This window comes from Streptomyces sp. RKND-216 (genome assembly GCF_004795255.1).
Lineage (GTDB): Bacteria > Actinomycetota > Actinomycetes > Streptomycetales > Streptomycetaceae > Streptomyces > Streptomyces hazeniae.
This window is the reverse complement of the sequence record NZ_SSBQ01000002.1, coordinates 1,973,721-1,994,692: the sequence shown is the minus strand read 5'-3', so window position 1 is coordinate 1,994,692 and position 20,972 is coordinate 1,973,721. Positions and strand designations below refer to the sequence as shown.

The window sequence follows — 20,972 nt, the reverse complement described above, 5'->3', positions numbered from 1 at the left end:
CTAGTCTCCCGCCTTCGTGGTGAGTGTGTACGTGTCGACGATCCGGGCCATGCTCTGCTCCACCGAGGCCGTGGACGGGCCGCCGACCAGGAACCTGCCGCCGGTGCGCCAGACGTTGCCGCGCCCGTTCAGCACGTCGCCCACTGCGGGAACCTCGGCGCTCAGGACCGCCTCCGGCAGCTCCTCCAGCCCGGTGACGCCGAGCACGTGGACGGAGCCCTGGGCCCCCAGCGGCATGTACAGCCATCCGGAAGCGCCCGGGTCCGGCGTGTCCAGCATGGTCTTCGGGGTGAGCACCTCCGACGGCCTGCCCGTGCAGGCGAGCACCGCCTCCTTGGCGAGATCGACGCCGAAGACCGTGCGCTGGTGCCACGAGATGCCGGCGCCGCCGAAGCGGTTGCCGATCTCCAGGAAGACCAGTTCGTCGTCGGGGGTGTGGAACAGCTCCATGTGGAAAGTGCTGTCCGTCAGGCCCAGCGTGTCGAGTACCCGCGCGGTGAACTCTTGCATGCGCTCGGTGAGTTCGGGACTGTCCGAGGTCACTGCGGCGAGTGGCTGATCGCCGTGCTGGAAGTTGAAGCAGGTGTCGAGGTAGCGGGAGGTGCAGAACCAGCGCATCTCGCCGGCGCGGACGACTCCGTCGATGTGGTAGATGGGGCCCTGCACGAACTCCTCGACCTCGTGCCCCTCCTCCAGGCCGCCCTCGGCAGCGAGGACGAGGAGTGCGTCGGCGTCGTCCAGGATGCGCACTCCGATGCTCGCGCCCTGACTGCGCGGCTTGAGCACGATCGGCCCCGGCGGCATTGGTGCCAGGAAGTCCTCCAGCTCGGACCTGCCGGTTTCCGGGCCGACCGGCAGGAAGCGCGGCACGGGAACGCCCGCCGCCGCCAGTGTCTCCTTCATCGGCACCTTGTCCCGGCACAGCAAGGCGGTCCGGACATTTGTGCCGGGGAGCCCGAAGCGCTCGCGCAGCCGTGCGGCGGGAAGCGTCGTGTGCTCGTACAGCGCCACGATCGCGTCCGGTGCTCCGAACTCGGCGGAGAGTTCGTCGACGAGGTCGCACATGTGGTCGTAGGCGCGGTCGTAGGTGTCCAGATCCGCCGAGTCCGGCAGGTCCAGGAGAGCGATCCGGGCGAACCGCGACGCCAGCTCCCCGGGGAGCCGGGTGAGGCTCCCGCGAGCCATCACCGCCGTCACATGGTCGGCGTCGAAGTCGACCGTGTGCGCCTCCGAGGCGTGGAACCCGATATGGACGACGTGCTGCTTCCCGGCGGTCACGGACGCACCTCGATCGTCTCGTGCAGGTACAGCCGCTTGGACGTGCCCCCGCGCTCCTTCACGTACGCCACCAGCTTGTCGCTGTCGATCATCGCCGGGTGCTTCTCGTCGTACTCGACGCACATCACGGCGCCGAGCCAGGGCTCCTGCCCCATCGCGTACACGTAGACCGCGTCCGCCTGGAGTGTGTCGACGATCGCCGCGCCCTGCTCGAAGTTGCTGCCCTTGAGACGACGGCCCGCGTCGATCCTGCGTTCCAGCTTCTCCGGGAAGAGCGGCCCGTACAGCCAGCTGACCGGGGCGCCCACGCTCTCCATCCCGATGAACACCGTATCCACCCGGCCCACGCTCGCGGTGATCTGCGCGTACAGCTGCGGCGAGATATTGGTGGAGTCGGCGGCGAACAGTACGCGGGTGCCGTCCAAGTCGAGGAGCCAGCCGCACTTGGTGCGGATCCTGATGTCGCCGTGCTCGCCGAGGAACGGCAGCGCGGTGATGCTGCCGCCGGGCGTGGCGAGTGATTCGAGGTCGTCGAGCTCCACCACGTCGTGGAAGCCGAGACTCCGCAGAATCCGCTTGAGGTCGGGGTCCACCAGACTGGAGTTGGCGGACTTCGCGATGACGACCCTGTCCACCCGGTGCCGGATCTTCAGCAGGGTCTCCAGGAGCATGTGGTCCTGGTGGTTGTGCGTGATCATCACGTAGTCGATGCGTTCGGGCAGGTCGTCGAAGGTGAACCTGCCGTCGCTCTCCTGCGAGTAGCCGCTGTAGCTGATCACCGGGTCGACCAGGAACGTGGTGCCCCGGTTCCGGACGAACACGCACGCGTGGCCGACGTACTCGATGACGTCCGGTGCGTCCTGCGCGTCGACCGTCGGTTCGGCAGTCTCCTCGAAGAAGTTCTTGAAGGTGGCCGCGCGCTCACCGTCGAGGCCGAATTCCGCCGTGATGCGTTCCAGGTCCTTCGGGTCGAGGCCCCCGGCGAAGATCTCGTCGAGCAGGGGAGAGTCCAGCGGAACGGTGACCAGGACCTGTTCGGGCGTGTACTCCAGGACGGGCGTGGTGAGGGCGAACTGCCGGGCGTCCTGGTCGATCGTGGAGAACCGGACCTGCTGCAGCCCCGGGTCGAAGTAGGGGGAGGCGTAGAGCAGCGGCTCGATGAACCGGTAGTCGGGCGTGCGGTTGTCGCGGTTGTAGAAGAGCTCAACCCGCCCCGCCAGCGGCTCGGGCAGTCCGCGGTACACCGGTTCCATGGATGCGCCGCTCAGTTCGGGCAGGATCTTCTGTTCCAGCTCGTCGATGGAGTCGGCGAGGTCGAGGAGCGGGGCGAGCTGCTCGCGGGAGGCCGCGTACCACTCCTTGATCTTCTCGTACGAACCCTCCTGCTCGTGCACGAAGGGCCCGCCCTGGAAGCGGGCCTGCTTCAGCGCGGTGCGGTGGGCCTCGGGCTTGTCCAGGAAGGACTCGACGACGTTCCGGTAGTGACCCTTCAGGTACTTCGCCAGCGTCTGCGGGGGCAGCAGGTACGACCAGGCGTACCATCCGGCGACGGCCGGCTCCGCGATCACGTTCTTCTTCAACGACAGGGTCACATCAGCCTCCGAGTTCGCAGACGTAGTACTGGAAAACGCAGTCGTCCTGCCGCGCGGTGGTCTGCAGTACCCGCAGCCCCGCGCCCACGAGGTCGATGGCATCGAGCAGGACCGGGCTGTGGCCGAGCAGCACCATCGACCCACCGGGACGCAGAGTGGTGACGAGCCGCGGCAGGATCTCCCGTGCCCGGGCCGTCGAGACGACCTCGGAGTTGAGGAAGCGGCTGAAGACGATCTCGGCGCTTCCCGGCTCCGGCTCGGGGTGCATCGCGTCGCCGTGGTGCACCCGGTCCAGACGCCTCTTGGCGTACTCGGTCATCTCCCGGCTCAAGTCCTGGCCGACGGTCCTGATCCGTTCCGGGTTGAGCGTCGCGAACTCGGACAGGAACCGGCCGGTCGAGCAGGCCGGGTCGTAGGCGAGGACGTCCTCGGTGAGGGCACGGAACCGCGGTCCGAACAGTTCCTTGGTGTAGCGGCGTATGTGCTCCTCGCCCATGCTCAGGTAGGCGTCTCGCTCGTCGCTGACCAGCCATCCGTCGGGTGGGCTCGTCTTCTCGCTGCCCTGCTCCCGCTGCTTGGTGAAGGGGTGGACGATCTCGGTGAGGGGCGTGATCGCGTCGAACGCCGCACGGCGCTCCGTCTCCGCGAGGGGGCGGAAGGCGACCCGCGCGTCGGCCGCCGAAGTGCGGAAGGACTCCAACTCCCCGACGACGTTGTACCAGTACACCCGGCTGCAGAACATGCCAGGCATGTCCCGCTCCAGTACGTACCCGGAGATCGTCTTGTACCCCGCGTACCAGCGCTCGCCGACCCGGAACACGAAGAGCCGCTCGGGCTTCCCGGTCAGCTCCTCGCGCAGGGAGTGGCCGCCGGCATGCCTCCAGCGGGAGAAGTCCCCTTCCTGGAGCTCCTTCCGGGCCCCGATCTCCTCCTCGAGGACCGCCGGGTCGAGGGGCTCCCCCCGGTGCCAACCCTTCTCGGTGTCCATATCGCTACGCTCCCAGGTAGGTCTGCCGGAGTTCCCGGATGATCTGCCGGTCCGTCGCGCCGACCGATGTGGCCCACCCGGCTGCCGCGCCCAGCTGCTGCCGGAGGGCTGCCAGGATGCGGACGTCAGCGGCGCCGGATTCCGTGACGGTGCTGAGCCACTCCTCGGGGCTGACCAACGAGTCGGTGTCGAGGCCGAGTTCGGTGAGCAGTTGGTGGCGGTCGTAGGTGCGGTACACCAGGACGGAACGGGTGCCGGCGCTGTCCGAGCCGGCCGCGGCGAGTAGGTCGTCCACCACATCGGAGACGTGGCAGACCGGGACGAGGCCCTCGAGCCGGGGCGCCGCGCCGTGCCGCAGCGAAAGCCGCAGGAGTTGCGCGAAGACATCCCGGTCCAGGAACTCGCCCTCGCGGGCGTTGTGCCCGTACACCAGCCCGGCACGCAGCACGTCGACGCCGCAGTGCTCGCTCTCCAGCGCGCCGACGTAGGCCTCGGCGACGAACTTCGACTGCGAGTAGGGGTCGCCCACCGCAGCCAGCGCATCCTCGGTCAACGGTACGAAACGTGGGCCGGCCGAGGCGGCGGAGAGGAACACGAAACGGGAGGCGTCCCGTGCGGCCGCTGCGCGGACCAGCGTGCCGGTTGTGGCCACACTGCCGCTCAACTGGCGCTCCAGCGGCAGCAGATGGTTGACCTCGTAGCCGCAGTGGATGACGGCGCCCCATCGGCCGGAACCGGTCCCGGAGCCGCCCCGGGCGATCGCCTCCAGGTCGTCGTAGCCGAGGAACTCGATGCCGGCCAGGTCTTCGGGCGTTCGTTCGAAGCGTGCGCAGTGCCGCGTCACCAGCTGCCGCGGGTCGCTCGTCGTGACCACGGTGACGCGCCGGCCGTCGTCGAGAAGCCGGTCGAGGACGTGCCCGCCGATGAAGCCGCCGGCTCCGGTCACGGTGAACGCGTCGGGGCGGGCCGTTCCGGTCGGCCGTGCCGGGCGCAGCGCGGCGAGGGCCGCCGGCAGCCCGGCAAGCTCCGTGGCGACGGTGTCGAGCACCTGCCGCTCGGGGGAGCTCTCCGCTCCCGGTCGGCCACGCAGACCGGTGAGGAAGCCCTCGATGGTGAAGTCGTAGTTGAGCAGGTCGAAGACGGCCTGGACGGGGTCCTCGCCGTAGATCTCGCTGAGCTCCACCTGGATGCGCACCAGCGCGAGCGAGTCCGCCCCTGCGTCGAAGATGGAGACGGTGGGCTCGATCTCGGTGCCCAGGACGTTCTTCACGACCGTGCGGACGACCTCCCCGTCGTCGCCCGGCTCCGGGGCGTCGCTCGGGCCACCGGCCCCCTCCTCCTGGGCGCGTCGTGCCAGCGCCCTCAGCGCCGCCTTGTCCGCCTTGCCGCTGTCGGTGACGGGGAGTTCCGTCAGCCCGAGCAGCACGTCCGGCATCTCCCACGCCGGGAGCAGTTCACGCAGCCACGACCTCAGCTCTTCCTCGGACCGGTCCGTCGCGGTGTGCGCCATGACCAGCGACGTGCCGTCCGCGACCAGGGCGACCGAGGCGCCCGTCAACTGCGCCAGCCACCCGCCCAGTTCGGTCATCCCGATGCGGTGGCCCAGGCGTTTGACCTGTTCGTCCAGCCGCCCCAGGTAGTACACCTCACCGTCGCGCAGTTCGACTTCGTCACCCGTGTGATAGGCGGGCGTGCCCTCGACCGTGGTGAAGGGGCCCGGCCCGTCCCCGGAGACGCCCTCGTAGCCGAGTGCCACCCCGGCGCCCAGCAGGACGAGTTCGCCCCGGCCCGCCTCGCTGTAGGTGTTGCTGCCGGGGTCGTGGATCCGCGCCGAACAGCCGTCGATGGGCCGGCCGATCGAGGCCGTGAAGCGTGAGGGCTCGGCGACGCTGAAACAGACCGTTCCTTCGGTGGGACCGTAGGCGTTCAGGACACGGCTGTAGCGGGCGGCCGCGCGGAACTCCACCTCGGACAGGGCCTCACCGGCGAAGACGACGGTGCCGATTGCCTTGCGAGCCTCGTCGTCGAAGCGCGCGTACACCGACGGGGGCACCGTCATGATGTCGCAGGCGTTGGCCTGGAGATGGCGACCGACCGCGCTGAGCCACGAACCGCCGTCCCAGGCGGGAACGACCAACCGCGCGCCGGCGTGGACCGCGACCAGGATCTCGGCGACGGAGGCGTCGAACGACAGCGAGGAGAACTGGAGCATCCGGTGGCCGGGCTTGACGCCGAACAGCCGGGTCTGGGCACGGCAGAGGTTCTCGATCCCGGCGTGGCCGACGTTCACCAGCTTGGGCCGGCCGGTCGAGCCGGACGTGAAGATGGAGTACGCGATCTCCTGCGCCGGCCACACGAGGGGCACGGCGTCCGCCGCGTCAGCTGCCGGGGCCGCCGCCGCAGCCCGTGCGACGTCGTCGGTTCCCAGCACGCACGTGGCAGCGCCGCCCTCGCGGAGGGCGTCCAGCGAGTCCTGCGTGCAGCAGATCACGGCGTCGGGTGCGGCCAGCCGCACCGCTTCGCACATGCGCTCCGCAGGCAGGCCGGGGTTGAGCGGGGTGTAGACGAGCCCCGACCGCATCACGGCCAGCGCCCACACGAGCGCGTCGGCTGTGTGCTCGCCCACCACGACGACCCGTCCGCCGTCGGGGGAGAGCCGACGCAGCTGCGTCGCGCGGTCCCGGGTGGCCTCGTCGAGGTCGGCGTACGACCACGTTCGCGCGCCGGACTCCAGGGCCGTCATGGCGCCGTGCCGCGTGAGGTGGTGTGCGACGAGCTCAGGTAGATCCACGGGGAACACGTCCTTCTTCGACTTGCTGAACCAGTTGAACCCGCCGTGGCGGAACAACACGGCGGAAGAGCACCTGACGGGAGGGGCTGCGGACGACTACGGTGGCCCGCTCACCCGGCGTGCCCGTGTGGTCCGCCGCCGGTCCCGACGCGCTCGTCGAGCCGGCCCAGGATGTCCGTGACGACCTCCGGCGGCAGGAATCTGTTCTTGTACTGCAGCCGCAGCAGCGGGGGCCCCGGCATCGACCGGTCGGCCAGGAACTTCAGGTCATCGAAGATTCGGTGGGTGCGTACTGGGATCCATTGCCAGAGGTCCGGTTCGGGGCGCATGAGCGTCGTGTCCGACACGACGATGCGTGGCATCCGTGCGCGGGCCAGGGCGGCGCCGAACGAGGGGAGGTCGGACAGGGAGAAGCGACCGAGGGAGTCGTAGAAGTCCCGGGTCTGCCGGAAGTACTCCGGCGTGTAGTCCGCGGCCGATTCGCCGCGCACCACCAGAGGTTTGATCTCGACGAAGTATCCGCCCTTCCGTGCGAATTCCCAGCGCGAGACCGGATACTGCAGCACCAGGCCCCCACCGATCGTCCGGAGCACGATGTCGGTGACGGTGCTGAGGAGATCGTCGAAGGAGATGCCTCTGCGCAACGGCAGCCACTGCTCGCTGGATTCGGAGATCACCGGAATTCCCCTGCGCCCCGGTTCGGGCACGGCGCCGAGCGCCTTCTCCACCACGTCGGGGTCGGCCGGAGGGAGCGCGGCGTACCTGGCCACCAGCGCCGCGTGGTCGCGGTAGCGGGCGCCGACGCGGCGGGGCGCAGTACCCCGTAGATGGGCCCGAACCGCCTTGAGTACGGCCACCGCGTCTCCCAGGTCGACGACCAGGTGGTTCAGCTTGACGAAGACCACGTGCTCGCCGTCCGAGCGGGGCCAGCAGGCGATGAGGGCCGCCTCGTCGAGTCGCAGCGGGCGGCCGTTGTGGTAGTCCGACATCGGCTCGGCGAGCTGGTCCGTGCCGCCGTCCATGGGTGTTTCGTGGACGACGCAGGTCGCGGTCACCTCGGACTCGTCGATGCCGAGGAGATGCGCCAGCGCACCGGTGAGGCCGAATGCGCGGAGCAATTCCACCACGCCGGCCGGATCGTCCGCGCGCTCCGGGTCCAGCGCACCGATCCAGGCGGCGCACGGGTTGATGTCGCAGTCCAGGTCGAGATCGCGGAGGAAGCTGAAGAGGCCCCGCACGCTGAGCGCGTCGGGACGCAGAGAAAGGCCGGGCATCAGCGCTCAGTTCCTTCTAAGGGGCGTGCGGCAGGACTCGGTGTGCTCACGAAGTCGGTTGGCAGCTTGGAGTTTGTCGATCCGTGCGGGATTTCTCAAGGGCGTACAGACGCAGGCGGACGCGGGGTGCGGAACGTCCCGTACAACTGCGGAACATCTCACTTGAACGGGCGTCCGTCCGGCCGGGAAGGGCGCGGCGAACGGACGGCCGCGGGGAGCGGGCGCACCGTGGTCGCGGACGCCTCGCAACCCCGTCCCTGGCCCCAGGAGGTCACGACGGGTGGCGACGCAGGTACGCCGCGCCGGAGCGCACCCCCCAGTGGTAGGTGAGCACCCCGCACACAGCCACGGCGACGGTGTCCCACGGAGCGGGGACGATCCCCGCGCCACCGAACGTGCCGAGGCCGGAGAGGACCAGTTGCCAGGACATGAACGCGAGCAGCCACAGCCCGGTCCGCAGCTCGGTCATGATGTCGAGTTCGCGGCGGCGCAGTGCGACGAAGAGGAGGACTGCGGCCATCATCGCCGGCAGCGCCGTGCGCAGCGTCTCCCACGAGGCCCAGTAGACCAGCTCCGAGCCGACGACGAAGCCGGCCGGAGCGATCCAGCCCAGCCCGCGGACCCAGCCCGCGAGACGCTCGGGTGCCGCGACGCGGAAGGTGCCCGCGGCCACGGTGCACAGCGAGTAGGTGAGCAGCGCGAGCACGCCCACCATGCCGATGATCTCCTGCCAGCCCTCGGCGGGGAGCAGGCACACCATGCTGAGCACGAAGTTCAGCGCCAGCGCGTTCCTCGGCACCCCGGTCCGGTCCTGCACGGCGGCGAACCGCCGCGGCAGCCCGCGGTTCTTGGCCACCCCGTACGTCTCGCGGCTGCCGGCCGCGACCATCACGTACGTCGAGCCCGACGGCGAGAACACGGCGTCGGCGTAGATGAGAGTGGCGAGCCAGCCCAGGTTCAGGAGCAGGGCGAGTTCGCCGAACGGCGAGGAGAAGCTCAGCCCCGTCCAGCCCGAGCCGAGGCTGGCCTCCGGCACGGCGAGGACGAAGGCGAGCTGCAGGACGACGTTCAGCGCGACGGAGAGCACGATGGCGGTCAGCACCGCGCGGGGGATGTCCCGGCGCGGGTTGCGTGCCTCGCCCGACAGCTCGATCGGCGTGGCGAAGCCGTTGAGGGCGTAGATGATCCCCGCCCCGGCGATCGCGGTCAGTGAGGCCGACCAGCCGTAGGGCGCGAACCCGCCGCCGGCGGAGACGTTGCCGGGGTGAAAGCTCGACACGAGCAGCGCCACCACGGTGACGACCGGTATCAGGACCTTGATCACGGTGGCGACGAGGTTCAGGCGTGCGAACAGCTTGACCCCGAACCAGTTCAGCACGACGAGCACGAGCAGCAGCGCGGCGCCGACGGCCTTGCCCGACGCGGACAGGGAGCCGTCGACGAACAGCCCGGGCAGGTACCGGTCCGCGTACTGCACGATCGCGGACGCCTGGGCCGCCATCGAGTTGGCGACGGCGAGCAGCACGGCCCAGCCGACGAGGGTGCCGGCGAGCGGCCCGTTGGCGATGAAGGGCCAGCGCACCAAGCCGCCGGACTCCGGGGTCCCCGAGCCCAGTTCGACGAGGACCAGTGCGATCAACGTGAGCGCCGCACCCGCGATGACCCATGACAGCACGGCCGCAGGGCCCGCGGCGGCGGCACCGTAGAAGGCGCCGAACAGCCAGCCGGAGCCGATGATCGCGCCGAACGCGATCCCCGTGAGGCTCCAGAATCCGAGCTCGCGGCGCAGCTTGTGGTCCTGGCCGGGCTTCGAAGGCGTCGGGGGTTCAGCCGTCATCGTCACGCGATCACCTCATGGGCCGTGGTCCGGGCAACGGGCACGGCCGGTCGCAGAGTCGTCGGTTCCATCTCCTGGGCTCCTTGTGCCGCTCGGGCGGTGATGTCAGGTGCGGTCGGCGATGAGCGCGGCGAGGCGCTCGATCCCGAGAGCGATCTGTCGGTGCGTCAGCACGCTGTACGACAGGCGTATCTGGTGAAACCCGCCGTTACCCGCGTAGAAGTGGTGAAGGGGGGTCCACAGCACACCGAAGTGGCTGGCGGAGTACTCGAGCATGGCGTCGTCCGCGCGGAAGGGGAGCGTGACCACTGCGAACATGCCGCCCTTGGGGGCGTTCCAGGACACTCCGGCGGCGCTCATGGGCCCGCCTGCGCCGAACCACTCCTCCAGGCCGGTGAGTACGGCCCGCAGATCCCGCGGTAGACCTCGGCCTCCCGCGCGGAGGCGCGCTCCACGCTGCAGCCGTTCTCCAGCAGGAATCCGCCGATGATTGCCTGGGCGACCGTCGACGTGTTGAGGGTGAGCATGCTCTTGAGCTTGGCCAGCTCGTCCGCGAACAGGGAGCCTCCGACGACGGACTGGTCCGCCACCACATACCCCACCCGCGCTCCGGCGAAGGCGGTCTTGGCGAACGACCCGAAGTAGACCACGCGTCGCTCCGCGTCCAGGGACTTGAGCGTGGGCAGCCGTTCACCGCCCGAGTGGAACATCGAGTACGGGTTGTCCTCGAGAACGAGGACGTCCTCGCGTGCGGCCAGGTCGAGTAGACCGCGCCGGTCCGCCAACGGCATGCTGGCACCGCTGGGGTTGGCGAAGTCGGGTACCACGTAGACGGCGCGGGGGCGCAGCCCTTCGGCCCGGGCTCGGCGGATCTTTTCCTCCAGGTCGGCCACGTCGATGCCGTCCGGGCCCTCGCGCACGGATCTCACGGGCATGTCGACGAGGCGTGTCGCGCCGAGGAACCCGACATACGACGGGTACGCGGCGAAGACGACGTCGCGGGTGTCAGTCCGCAGCGCCCGGAGCACCAGGACCGTCGCTTCCTGCACGCCGGTGGTGACGACCACCGACTCGGGCTCGACATCGAGCCCTTCGTCGTTCCGCAGGTGCCGGGCGATCAGGTGGTGGATGAAACCCTTGGTGCGCCCGTACTGGAAGAACGTGCGCCGTGTGGCCTCGGGGCTCAGACCGAGCGCGTCCGTGAGGTGGTTCTCGAAGGCGCTCATGTAGCGGCCGAGGTCGGCGACGTCGTAGAAGCCCTCGTACGGGCGCCCGGCCGCGAAGGACACGGCGTCGGGGAACCGTCCCGCGATCTCGTTGAGCAAGGTCATGGAAGTGAGCGCGGGGTCGCTCACCGACGCGTGGAGCGGGCCGGTGGACAAACGCGTCTCCAGGGGCACGTCGGCCAGGTCGGCGGGACCACCGCTCAGACCCTCGGACATACGCGTCATGGGACGTGGGTCCTGTTCTCGTCGTGGGATCGGCTCCGGGTCAGTCGGTCAGGGCACGGGCGCGCAGTTCGACCAGGCGCTCCGGGGCCGCGAGGTCGGCCAGCACCTGTTCCTGGTCCTCACCCACGGCCACGACGTGCGCGTAGCGGGTCAGGAAGGCCTCCGGCGGGGGCGCGAGGCGCCCGCCGGGGCGCGCGGTGACGCGCGTCTCGTGGATCGTCGGACCGAACCGCTCCTCGTGCACGACGACCTCGACGACCTCGCAGGTGCGCTCGGGCGGCAGGAAGCGGATGCCGGCGAACCGGCGGAACTCCGGGGTGGTGTCGGGCTTCCGGCCGGCGGCGACGTGGGCGGCGGCGACCGTGGGGTCGACGCCGGAGGCCAGCAGACCGACGTAGGGGATCAGGTCTCCGCCGAGGCGGGCGTTGACCTCCACCAGGCGGGGGCCCCGTGGAGTGAGCTTGAACTCGGAGTGGGTGGCGCCGTCGACGTAGCCCAGTGCGCGGTGGATCTCCTGCAACTGGCCCATCAGGTCCTCGTCGCCGAGCAGCGGGTCCTGCGCGTCGACGTCGTGCCCGGTCTCCACGAAATACGGTGCCCCGCCGAGGCGCTTGCGGGCCAGGACGGTCGGCGTGACCTCTCCGCCGTGGACGACGGCGTCGATGCTGATCTCCGGCCCGGTCAGGAACTCCTCCACCAGGACGTTCTCCTCGTGGCGGGACAGACCCAGGGCGTCCGTCCCGTCGGCGGCGGCGAAGGCGTCGGCCACCTCCCCGGCGCTGTCGACGCGCACGACCCCGGCACTGCCGGCCATCGCGCGGGCTTTGACGATCACCGGATACCCGATCTCCTCGGCCGCGGCGAGCGCTTCCTCCGCGTTGGTGACCGTGCGCGAGGCCGGCTGGGGCACGCCGGCGGCGGTGAGTACGGCGCGCGTGGTCGCCTTGTCGCGGCAGGCGCTGACGGCCTCGGGCGGACTGCCGGGCAGGCCGAGGTCCTGAGCGAGGCGTGCGCAGAAGACGACCTGCGATTCGTCGTAGGTGAAGACCCCCACGACCGGCAGCGATGTCGTGAGCGCTTCCGCCGCCTCGCGCAGGGCTTCCGGGTCGCGGGTGTCGACCCGGGTGGCACCCTCGCAGTACGTCAGCTGCCAGGTCGCCTCCGAGGAGTCCAGGAGCCACAGCCTGTAGTGCTGGGAGACGGCGGCCAGGATGTATTCGCGGTAGGGGCGGAATCCGCTGCCCACGAGCAGCAGGACGGGAGCGGTGTCCCGAAGCGTGGCGTCGGAACGGCGGGTGGCCTGTTCAGTCATGGCTTTCCTTTGCGATCACGGAGAAGGCCTGCATTCACGGAGCGCTGCGGAAACTGCTCACAAGCGGCTGCTCCGCGTATGCACGACTCACTGGAAGGCTCGTCGGATCTGGTTTCCGAATTCGCGGCGAGGGGCACCGTGAAGTGAACAAGACGTCAAGCGGACGTGATTCTTGCCGGGGTGCCGAGATCCTGTCAACAGAGTTCGGGGGGAACGTCGCACCCCCGGGAGTACGTCCGTGCGCGGAGAGAGGCAGGCAGGGCGCCCGAGGGCGTGAGTGCAGGTCGCGGCCCTGGTCGAGAGGTCGCCGTGCAAGTGAGCAACAGCGCAGTTGCACAGCCGTTCGCACATTCTGAACGACTCTTGCGCGTCGCACCGGCGTATGCGATAAAGGTCCGGGCGTTGACTCTGACGCATCTGAATGGGGCCCAGTAGAGGGAGGCCGGCCTTGACGGATCGAATCCTGCAGATCATCGTCGATGCGATCGACGACATCAATACGATGCGCGAAGAGAAGATACCCACCGACAATGTCCTCGATCTGTGCCTCTACGGCAACGACGGGATATTCGAGTCGATGTATCTCGTTGCCTTCCTCTCGCAGGTGGAGGAAATCCTTGAGGATGAATTCGAGGTAGAGGTCACTCTGGCTTCGGAGAAGGCCGTCTCGCTCCGGGTGAGTCCGTTCAGCAGTGTCCGTCGGCTGATCGCGTTCATTGAGGAGGAGCTGCAGTTGGTCGGTGCCGACGCGGCGTGACCGCATGAGAATAATGATCACCGGCACCCGGACCGGGATCGGCAGGTCACTTGCCGAACACTTCCTCGAGACCGGGCACGACGTCATCGGGTGCAGCAGGAAGCCGTCCGCCATCGACCACCCGAATTACGGGCACCATCAGGTCGACGTCACCGACCTCTCCCAGGTCAAAAAGATGTTCCGTGCAGTACGGAAAGAGCACGGTCACCTGGACGCGTTGATCAACAACGCGGGCACGTCCACCATGAACCACTTCATGACGACTCCGGAATCCGTCGCCAGGGACATCTTCGACGTCAACTTCTTCGCCGTCCTGAATTGTTGCCGCGAGGCCGTGAAACTGCTGCGCAAGTCGGACGAGCCGAGTGCCGCGATCCTGAACGTGAGCACGATCGCGGTGCCCTGGGCGCTGGAGGGGCATCTGGCCTACTCGGCCAGCAAGAGCGCGGTCGAGCAACTCGTCCGGGTCATGAGCAAGGAGCTGTCCGGCTTCGGTGTCCGGGTCAACGCCATCGGGCTGCCACCGGTCCGCACGGCGCTCACCCGGACGGTCGCACAGTCCCACATCGACGCACTGATCGAACGCCAGGCGATACGGCGCATGTGCACGACATCCGACATCACAGGGCCCGTTGAATTTCTCATCGGACGGCAATCGTCCTTCGTCACCGGCGAGACGCTATTCCTTGGGGGGGTGCACTGAGTGCGGGACGAACTGATACGGCGGTTCACCAACTTCGGCACACGAACCGCGATCCTCGACCAGGCGGACGGATTCACCTACCAGGAGCTCCTGGAGCGGATCCGGTACACGCAGGATGTACTGGAGAAGCACGGTGTGGCTCCGCACGACGTCGTGGTCGTGAACGGCAACTACTCGCTGGGTTCCATAGCGACCCTGCTCGCGCTGTTCCTCAACAGGAACGTCGTCGTCCCGCTGGTGACGCTCAGCGAGCGGGACCTGGACACCGTCACCGAGCACTGCAGGCCCCGGTTCCTGGTGACGCCGGACGGTGCCGAACTCGGTGTCGAGGAGCTCGCGGCGCCGTCGTCCGGACCCGCCGCCATGATCGGGCGGCTCAGCGACGAGAAGGCCGCGGGACTCGTCCTGCTCAGCAGCGGCAGCACCGGCGCCCCGAAGGTCATCCTGCACAGCCTCGACGCGCTGGTCGGGGAGAAGCTGGAAAAGCGCCCCCGGCGCAGCGAAACCCCGCTGAACATTCTCATGGTGCTGATGTTCGACCACATCGGTGGCATCAACTCCCTGCTCAGTGCGCTTCTCGTCGGCAGCACCGCGGTCCTGCCGCGCGAGCGCACCCCCGAGGAGATCTGCCGACTGATCGAGCGTCACGGCATCCGGGTACTGCCCGCGAGCCCGACGTTCCTCAATCTGATCCTCATGGGCGACTATCGCCGCACCTACGACCTCAGCAGTCTGCGGCTGGTCACCTACGGCACCGAACCGATGTCCGACGAACTGCTCAAGCGCGTCAACCGGAACTTTCCCGGAGTGCGGCTGCTCCAGACCTTCGGCACGAGCGAAACCGGGATCGCGACGACGACGAGTGAGTCGTCGAGCAGCACATACTTCAAGATCTCGGACGCCCACGTGGAATACCGGATCGTCGACGGCGAACTCCAGCTCAAGAGCAGGACCCAGTTCCTCGGGTATCTGAACTACCGCGACGACTCGCTGACCGAGGACCACTGGTTCAGGACCGGAGATCTGGTCGAGGAGACCGCGGACGGGTACCTCAGGATCAGGGGCCGGGCGAAGGAAGTCATCAACGTCGGTGGCGAGAAACTCCTCCCGCTCGAACTGGAATCCGTGCTGCTGAGCAGTCCGCTCATCGAGGACTGCGTGGTCTACGGCAGGCCGAACGCGATCACCGGGCAGATCGTGTGCGTGGACATCAAACCGCTGGGGGAACCGAACCGCGCGGCCCTGCGGAAGCACGTCCTCGAATTCCTCGCCGACAAGGTCGAGCCGTTCAAGATTCCTTCGAAGATCAGCGTGGTCGACTCCGTGGGGATGTCGGAACGCCTCAAGAAGGTGCGGTCGTCGTCGCGTCCCGGCAAGACCTGACCGAACCTCGCACGCACCCTTTCACACCGGAACGCGCGGCCGACCGGACGCGCCGTTCCTTTCCTCTTGTCCCAGGGAGAACAGATGGCACGATCGAAGGTGTCGATCATCGGCGGCGGCCCCGCCGGCTGTGTTGCGGCCCTCACCTTGCAGAAGCTCGGCCACGACGTCGCGGTGTACGAGCGCACCAGGTTCCCGCGCTACCGCATCGGCGAGTCCCTGCTGCCCGGCACGATGTCGATCCTGAACCGGCTCGGACTCCAGGAGAGGATCGACGCGCAGAACTACGTGAAGAAGCCGTCCGCCACCTTCCTCTGGGGGCAGGACCAGGCGCCCTGGACCTTCTCGTTCGCGGCGCCGAAGGTCGCGCCGTGGGTCTTCGACCACGCCATCCAGGTCAAGCGGGACGAGTTCGACCAGCTCCTGCTCGACGAGGCCAGGGCGCGTGGCGTCACGGTCGTCGAGGAGGCCACCGTGACCGACGTCGACCTCTCCCGCCCCGAGGGCGTAGCCCTGACGGTCCGGCAGGGCGACGAGACGACGACCGTCGAGGGCGACTTCGTCATCGACGCGGGCGGCTCGGGTGGACCCCTGGTCCGCAAGCTCGGAGTGCGCAGGTACGACGAGTTCTACAAGAACTTCGCGGTCTGGTCGTATTTCACGATGGAGGACCCGTTCAAGGGAGACCTCAAGGGCACGACGTACTCGATCACCTTCGAGGACGGCTGGGTCTGGATGATCCCGGTCAAGGACGACCTCTACAGCGTCGGTCTCGTCGTGGACCGCTCCAAGTCCGCCGAGGTGCGGGAGATGGGCGCCGACGAGTTCTACCGGTCCACCCTGGCGAAGTGTACCCAGGCCACCGAACTCCTGGCCGGAGCGGACCAGGCCGACGAGGTCCGGATCGTGCACGACTGGTCCTACGACACCGAGGTGTTCTCCGCCGACCGCTACTTCCTCTGCGGGGACGCCGCGTGCTTCACCGACCCGCTGTTCTCCCAGGGAGTGCACCTGGCCTCGCAGTCGGCCGTCTCCGCCGCCGCGGCGATCGACCGGATCACCCACAACGAGGAAGAACGCGACGCCGTACACGCCTGGTACAACCGCACCTACCGCGAGGCCTACGAGCAGTACCACCAGTTCCTCGCGTCCTTCTACACGTTCGCGTCCTTCACCGAACCGGACTCCGAGTTCTGGCGCAAGCGGCGGATCACCGAGTCCGACGACGACCGCCTGAGCCGCAGGCAGTGGTTCGAGAAGCTGACCGGCAACGGACAGGAGGAATCCGGCACCTCGGTCGCCGACTTCCGTGACCGGGCGTCCACGATGATCTCCATCGGAAAGCACCAGCGCCCCGGACTGAGCGACGACTTCTCCGAGGACGAGCTGAACGCAGCCCGGGTGCGCTGGATCAGCGACCTGACCAAGCGGCTCAACCGCATCACCCGGTTCCGGTGGACGGGTGGCAAGGTCCTGCTGAAGCCGCACTACCGGGTCGAGCCGCTCAGCTTCCGCCTCGAACAGCGCGAGATCCTCTCCAACCAGGAGGGGCTCGACATGGCGCACTACTCCATGGACGAGGAGGTCCGGCAGGTCTTCCAGGACCTCGCGGAGGAGGAGTTCGGGTACAAGGCGCTCGTCAAGCGGCTCGGCCGGGTCGGCAAGCAGGAGCTCACCACGCAGATCGTGCTCCGGCTCATGGAGGCCGGACTGCTCACCGGCTACGACAAGAACGGCGACCAGGTCGTCGTGCAGGGCCGGCTCCACTTCGGCGGAGTCGGCGTCGAGTACGAGGTCTGATCCCGGAACCTGCGACGTTCCGACGTCCGCACGTTCCGATGTCCGGTCGGTGCACGGCGCCGTGCACCGACCGGGCGCCCCTTCCCCCGCACGGAGAGACGCGTGAAACACATCAAGCTGGGTGACCTCGAGGTGTCCCGGATCGGGCTGGGCGCCATGGGGATGTCCTTCGGCTACACCGGGTCGGGAACGAGTGACGCCGAATCGGTCCGCGCCGTCCACCGGGCGCTGGAGCTGGGCGTCACCTTCCTCGACACGGCCGAGATCTACGGCCCGTTCACCAACGAGGAGCTCGTCGGCCGCGCGATCAGGGGGCGCCGCGACGACGTCGTGGTGGCGACGAAGTTCGGCCTCGTCTCCCACGCGGGCGGCGGCCCCGGCGTGCCCGACAGCAGCCCGGCCAACGTCCGCACCAGCGTCGAGGGCTCCTTGCGGCGCCTGGGGACCGACTACATCGATCTGTACTACCAGCATCGGGTCGACCCGGGCACACCCGTCGAGGACACCGTCGGTGCCCTCGCCGAACTGGTCGCCGAGGGGAAGGTCCGCCACATCGGTCTCTCCGAGGCCGGCGTCGGCACCATCCGCCGTGCCCATGCGGTGCACCCGGTCACCGCGTTGCAGTCGGAGTACTCCCTGTGGACCCGCGACCCCGAGGCCGACGTCCTGCCGGCGCTGCGGGAGCTGGGCATCGGCTTCGTGGCCTACTCGCCGCTCGGCCACGGGTTCCTCACCGGCGGTGTCCGTTCGACCGACGACTTCGACGACACCGACCTGCGGGCGACCAACCCCCGGTTCATGGGGGACAACTTCCGGCGCAACCAGCCCATCGCCGACGCGGTGGAGGCCGTCGCCGCCGAGGCGGGGGTGACACCGGCCCAGACCGCCCTGGCCTGGCTGCTCGCGCGGGGCGACGGCGTCGTGCCCATCCCCGGCACCCGTCGCGTCACCCGCGTCGAAGAGAACGCTGCGGCGGAAACGGTGGAACTGACAGCGGCCCAGCTCGCCCGCCTCGACGCCCTCCCGATGGCCGCGGGCGACCACCACACCGCCGAGCAGAGGGAACTGATGGGACTCTGATCCGCGGTTCCCCACCCCGGGCGCCCGCACAGGGAGACCCGGGGCCTCCTCGGGGCGGCCGGGGTCACCGGCCGTGCCGGGCGCCGGTGAGGGGCACCGCGTGCCGTCCTCGGGGCACTGCTCGGACAGCGGGATTCCTCGTGCACTCCGCCGGGTGCGTGGCGTGATCTGCCCGTCACAACAAGTGAACGCGCGTGGCTCCCGTCTGCGCCCTGGTTCCGGCCCGCGGGTTGGGCCGGACGGACCGGATCGTGCGACGATGTCGCCATGAACCGACTGGCCGACTCCCAGTCCCCGTACCTGCTCCAGCACGCCGACAATCCGGTGCACTGGTGGCACTGGAGCCAAGCGGCCTTCGACGAAGCACGGCGGCGCGACGTGCCCGTTCTGCTGTCGGTCGGATACAGCTCGTGCCACTGGTGTCATGTGATGGCGCACGAGTCCTTCGAGGACGACGAGACGGCCGCGTACCTGAACGCGCACTTCGTGTCCGTGAAGGTGGACCGCGAGGAGCGGCCCGACGTGGACGCCGTGTACATGGAGGCCGTGCAGGCCGCCACCGGGCAGGGCGGCTGGCCGATGACGGTCTTCCTCACGCCCGAGGCGGAGCCGTTCTACTTCGGCACGTACTTCCCCCCGCAGCCTCGGCACGGCATGCCGTCGTTCCGGCAGGTGCTGGACGGCGTGGCCACCGCGTGGGCCGACCGGCGCGGCGAGGTCGCCGACGTGGCGAAGCGGATCACCGGCGAACTGGCCGGGCGGACGCTGAAGTACGACGGCCCGCAGCCGCCCGGCGAGGAAGAGATGGGCGCCGCGCTGCTGGGGCTCACCCGCGAGTTCGACGAGAAGCGCGGCGGGTTCGGCGGGGCGCCGAAGTTCCCGCCGTCCATGGCGCTGGAGTTCCTGCTGCGCCACCACGCGCGCACCGGTTCGGACGGTGCGCTGCAGATGGTCGACGCCACCTGCGAGGCGATGGCGCGCGGCGGGATCTACGACCAGCTCGGCGGCGGCTTCGCCCGCTACTCCGTGGACGCGGAGTGGGTGGTGCCGCACTTCGAGAAGATGCTGTACGACAACGCGCTGCTGTGCCGGGTGTACGCGCATCTGTGGCGGGCGACCGGCAGCGATCTGGCGCGGCGGGTCGCGTTGGAGACGGCGGACTTCATCGTGCGGGAACTTTGCACCGAGGAGGGCGGGTTCGCGTCCGCGCTGGACGCCGACAGCGACGACGGGTCCGGCGCACACAAGGAGGGCGCGTTCTTCGTGTGGACGCCCGCGCAGCTCGCCGAGGTGCTGGGCGAGGACGACGGGGCGTTCGCGGCGGCCCGTTACGCGGTGACGGAGGGCGGCACCTTCGAGGAGGGCGCGTCGGTGCTCCAACTGCCCGCGGAGGCCGAGGACGCGGGGGAGGCGGAGCGGCTGGCGTCCGTGCGGGAGCGGTTGTTCGCCGCGCGGGAGGGGCGGCCGCGTCCCGGGAGGGACGACAAGGTCGTCGCCGCGTGGAACGGTCTGGCGGTCGCGGCGCTCGCCGAGACCGGCGCGTACTTCGACCGCCCCGACCTGGTGGAGGCGGCGAGCGCGGCGGCGGACCTGCTGCTCGCGGTGCACACCGACGACCGGGGCCGGCTGGTGCGCACGTCGCGGGACGGCGTGGCCGGGCCGAGCGCTGGTGTGCTGGAGGACTACGCGGACGTCGCCGAGGGCCTGATGGCGCTGTACGCGGTGACCGGCGAGACGCCGTGGCTGGAGGTGTCCGGCACCCTGCTGGATGCGGTGCTGCGGCACTTCACCGCCGACGACGGCACGCTGTTCGACACCGCGGACGACGCGGAGCGGCTGATCCGGCGCCCGCAGGACCCGACGGACAGCGCGACGCCGTCCGGTTGGACGGCCGCGGCGGCGGCGCTGCTGTCGTACGCGGCCCACACCGGCGAGAGCCGGTACCGAACGGCGGCGGAACGGGCGCTGGGGGTCGTACGGGCGCTGGGGCCGCGCGCGGCGCGGTTCATCGGCTGGGGGCTGGCGGCCGGGGAGGCGCTGCTGGACGGGCCGCGGGAGGTCGCGGTCGTCGGTGAGGCGGACGATCCGGCGCGGTCCGCGCTGCACCGGGTGGCGCTGCTGGGGACAGCGCCCGGCGCGGTGGTCGCCGTGGGCGAGCCGGGCGCGGCGCAGCCGCTGCTGGCCGACCGGCCGCTGGTCGGGGGCCGCGCGGCGGCGTACGTGTGCCGCGGTTTCGTCTGTTCGGCGCCCACGACGGACCCCGACACGCTCGCCGAGGCGCTGCGCACCGGCTGACGCCGGCCTTCCGGGCCCCCACTCCACCAAGGCGCTCTCCGGGCAGCACCGGCGATCGTGTCCGGCGACGGTCTCGCCCGGTACTCCACGGCGCCCGTCGTCCCTCGCGGGCACACCGGCGCGGGCACACCGGCCTCCCCTTTCCGCGGTCCCACGAGCGCGGCGCCGCGTCGACCGGTTGCGGCGGCCACCAGGCAGCCGCCGCCAGGGCGCGCATGGCCGGCTCCGTCTTCGCCGGGGGCGCCCCCGCAGTGGGCAGAGCAGAGTCCCCACGTCGGCACCGGCAGAAAACCTGCAGTGGCGAGAGTAGACATTGCCGACTGCGGGGGTTAGTGTTCTGTCCGTAGCCCAGAGGTCGAAAGGGCGCGGCAGAGGACGAACTGCCGCGCAGGTGAATCTGGACCGGCAGCGGGGCGACGGAGCCGTACGTG

The 20,972-nt window shown here is 69.5% G+C and carries 15 protein-coding genes; 6 read left to right on the top strand and 9 right to left on the bottom strand.

Annotated elements, in window-relative coordinates; translation table 11 throughout:
- From E4198_RS24830 to E4198_RS08570, 9 genes are all read right to left on the bottom strand, one after another.
- Window positions 1-1,278, bottom strand: a complete 1,278-nt coding sequence (locus tag E4198_RS24830) for a hypothetical protein (protein WP_168711400.1) — start codon at window positions 1,276-1,278, stop codon at window positions 1-3.
- A complete protein-coding gene (locus E4198_RS08600) occupies window positions 1,275-2,870 on the bottom strand; it encodes an MBL fold metallo-hydrolase (protein ID WP_136182658.1) in 1,596 nt (531 codons plus the stop codon). Before E4198_RS08600 ends, E4198_RS24830 begins: the two co-directional genes overlap by 4 nt.
- Before the next feature lies 1 nt (window position 2,871).
- Window positions 2,872-3,858 (bottom strand): class I SAM-dependent methyltransferase, encoded by a 987-nt coding sequence (locus tag E4198_RS08595; RefSeq protein WP_168711399.1) that lies wholly within the window; start codon window positions 3,856-3,858, stop codon window positions 2,872-2,874.
- A gap of 4 nt (window positions 3,859-3,862) precedes the next feature.
- Window positions 3,863-6,709, bottom strand: coding sequence for an AMP-binding protein (locus tag E4198_RS08590; RefSeq protein WP_136182656.1), 2,847 nt, complete (start codon window positions 6,707-6,709; stop codon window positions 3,863-3,865).
- 50 nt (window positions 6,710-6,759) lie between these two features.
- The gene (locus E4198_RS08585) at window positions 6,760-7,923 is read right to left on the bottom strand and encodes a hypothetical protein (protein WP_136182655.1); all 1,164 of its coding nucleotides are present in this window, start codon (window positions 7,921-7,923) and stop codon (window positions 6,760-6,762) included.
- Window positions 7,924-8,194: 271 nt separating this feature from the next.
- Window positions 8,195-9,760, bottom strand: coding sequence for an APC family permease (locus E4198_RS08580; protein WP_136182654.1), 1,566 nt, complete (start codon window positions 9,758-9,760; stop codon window positions 8,195-8,197).
- Between the two features lie 105 nt (window positions 9,761-9,865).
- The gene (locus E4198_RS25790; RefSeq protein WP_348771295.1) at window positions 9,866-10,120 is read right to left on the bottom strand and encodes a hypothetical protein; all 255 of its coding nucleotides are present in this window, start codon (window positions 10,118-10,120) and stop codon (window positions 9,866-9,868) included.
- Window positions 10,117-11,211 carry a PLP-dependent aminotransferase family protein gene (locus E4198_RS08575; protein ID WP_348771294.1) on the bottom strand — a complete coding sequence of 365 codons (1,095 nt, stop codon included), beginning with the start codon at window positions 11,209-11,211 and terminating at the stop codon, window positions 10,117-10,119. Before E4198_RS08575 ends, E4198_RS25790 begins: the two co-directional genes overlap by 4 nt.
- A gap of 40 nt (window positions 11,212-11,251) precedes the next feature.
- The gene (locus E4198_RS08570; protein WP_136182653.1) at window positions 11,252-12,523 is read right to left on the bottom strand and encodes an ATP-grasp domain-containing protein; all 1,272 of its coding nucleotides are present in this window, start codon (window positions 12,521-12,523) and stop codon (window positions 11,252-11,254) included.
- A 448-nt stretch (window positions 12,524-12,971) separates the two neighbouring features.
- Between E4198_RS08570 and E4198_RS08565 the strand changes: the two genes are divergently transcribed.
- The 6 genes from E4198_RS08565 (at window position 12,972) to E4198_RS08540 (ending at window position 20,541) form a co-directional block, all read left to right on the top strand.
- Complete coding sequence (locus E4198_RS08565) at window positions 12,972-13,280, top strand: hypothetical protein (RefSeq protein ID WP_247597600.1); 309 nt, start codon at window positions 12,972-12,974, stop codon at window positions 13,278-13,280.
- 13 nt (window positions 13,281-13,293) lie between these two features.
- Window positions 13,294-13,983 (top strand): SDR family oxidoreductase, encoded by a 690-nt coding sequence (locus tag E4198_RS08560; RefSeq protein ID WP_247597599.1) that lies wholly within the window; start codon window positions 13,294-13,296, stop codon window positions 13,981-13,983.
- A complete protein-coding gene (locus E4198_RS08555; protein ID WP_136182651.1) occupies window positions 13,984-15,366 on the top strand; it encodes a fatty acid--CoA ligase family protein in 1,383 nt (460 codons plus the stop codon).
- Window positions 15,367-15,450: 84 nt separating this feature from the next.
- Window positions 15,451-17,166: a chloramphenicol-biosynthetic FADH2-dependent halogenase CmlS gene (gene cmlS, locus E4198_RS08550; RefSeq protein WP_136182650.1), complete on the top strand. Its 1,716-nt coding sequence runs from the start codon at window positions 15,451-15,453 to the stop codon at window positions 17,164-17,166.
- A gap of 102 nt (window positions 17,167-17,268) precedes the next feature.
- Window positions 17,269-18,246, top strand: coding sequence for an aldo/keto reductase (locus E4198_RS08545; protein WP_136182649.1), 978 nt, complete (start codon window positions 17,269-17,271; stop codon window positions 18,244-18,246).
- Between the two features lie 267 nt (window positions 18,247-18,513).
- Window positions 18,514-20,541 (top strand): thioredoxin domain-containing protein, encoded by a 2,028-nt coding sequence (locus E4198_RS08540; protein ID WP_136182648.1) that lies wholly within the window; start codon window positions 18,514-18,516, stop codon window positions 20,539-20,541.
- Window positions 20,542-20,972: the final 431 nt, after the last annotated feature.

Bases quoted from the DNA above. Each gene is read 5' to 3' on its own strand.
- E4198_RS08595 (WP_168711399.1), bottom strand. From the start codon at position 3,858: ATGGACACCGAGAAGGGTTGGCACCGGGGGGAGCCCCTCGACCCGGCG.
- E4198_RS08585 (WP_136182655.1), bottom strand. From the start codon at position 7,923: ATGCCCGGCCTTTCTCTGCGTCCCGACGCGCTCAGCGTGCGGGGCCTC.
- E4198_RS08580 (WP_136182654.1), bottom strand. From the start codon at position 9,760: ATGACGGCTGAACCCCCGACGCCTTCGAAGCCCGGCCAGGACCACAAG.
- E4198_RS25790 (WP_348771295.1), bottom strand. From the start codon at position 10,120: ATGAGCGCCGCCGGAGTGTCCTGGAACGCCCCCAAGGGCGGCATGTTC.
- E4198_RS08575 (WP_348771294.1), bottom strand. From the start codon at position 11,211: ATGACGCGTATGTCCGAGGGTCTGAGCGGTGGTCCCGCCGACCTGGCC.
- E4198_RS08570 (WP_136182653.1), bottom strand. From the start codon at position 12,523: ATGACTGAACAGGCCACCCGCCGTTCCGACGCCACGCTTCGGGACACC.
- E4198_RS08560 (WP_247597599.1), top strand. From the start codon at position 13,294: ATGATCACCGGCACCCGGACCGGGATCGGCAGGTCACTTGCCGAACAC.
- cmlS (WP_136182650.1), top strand. From the start codon at position 15,451: ATGGCACGATCGAAGGTGTCGATCATCGGCGGCGGCCCCGCCGGCTGT.
- E4198_RS08540 (WP_136182648.1), top strand. From the start codon at position 18,514: ATGAACCGACTGGCCGACTCCCAGTCCCCGTACCTGCTCCAGCACGCC.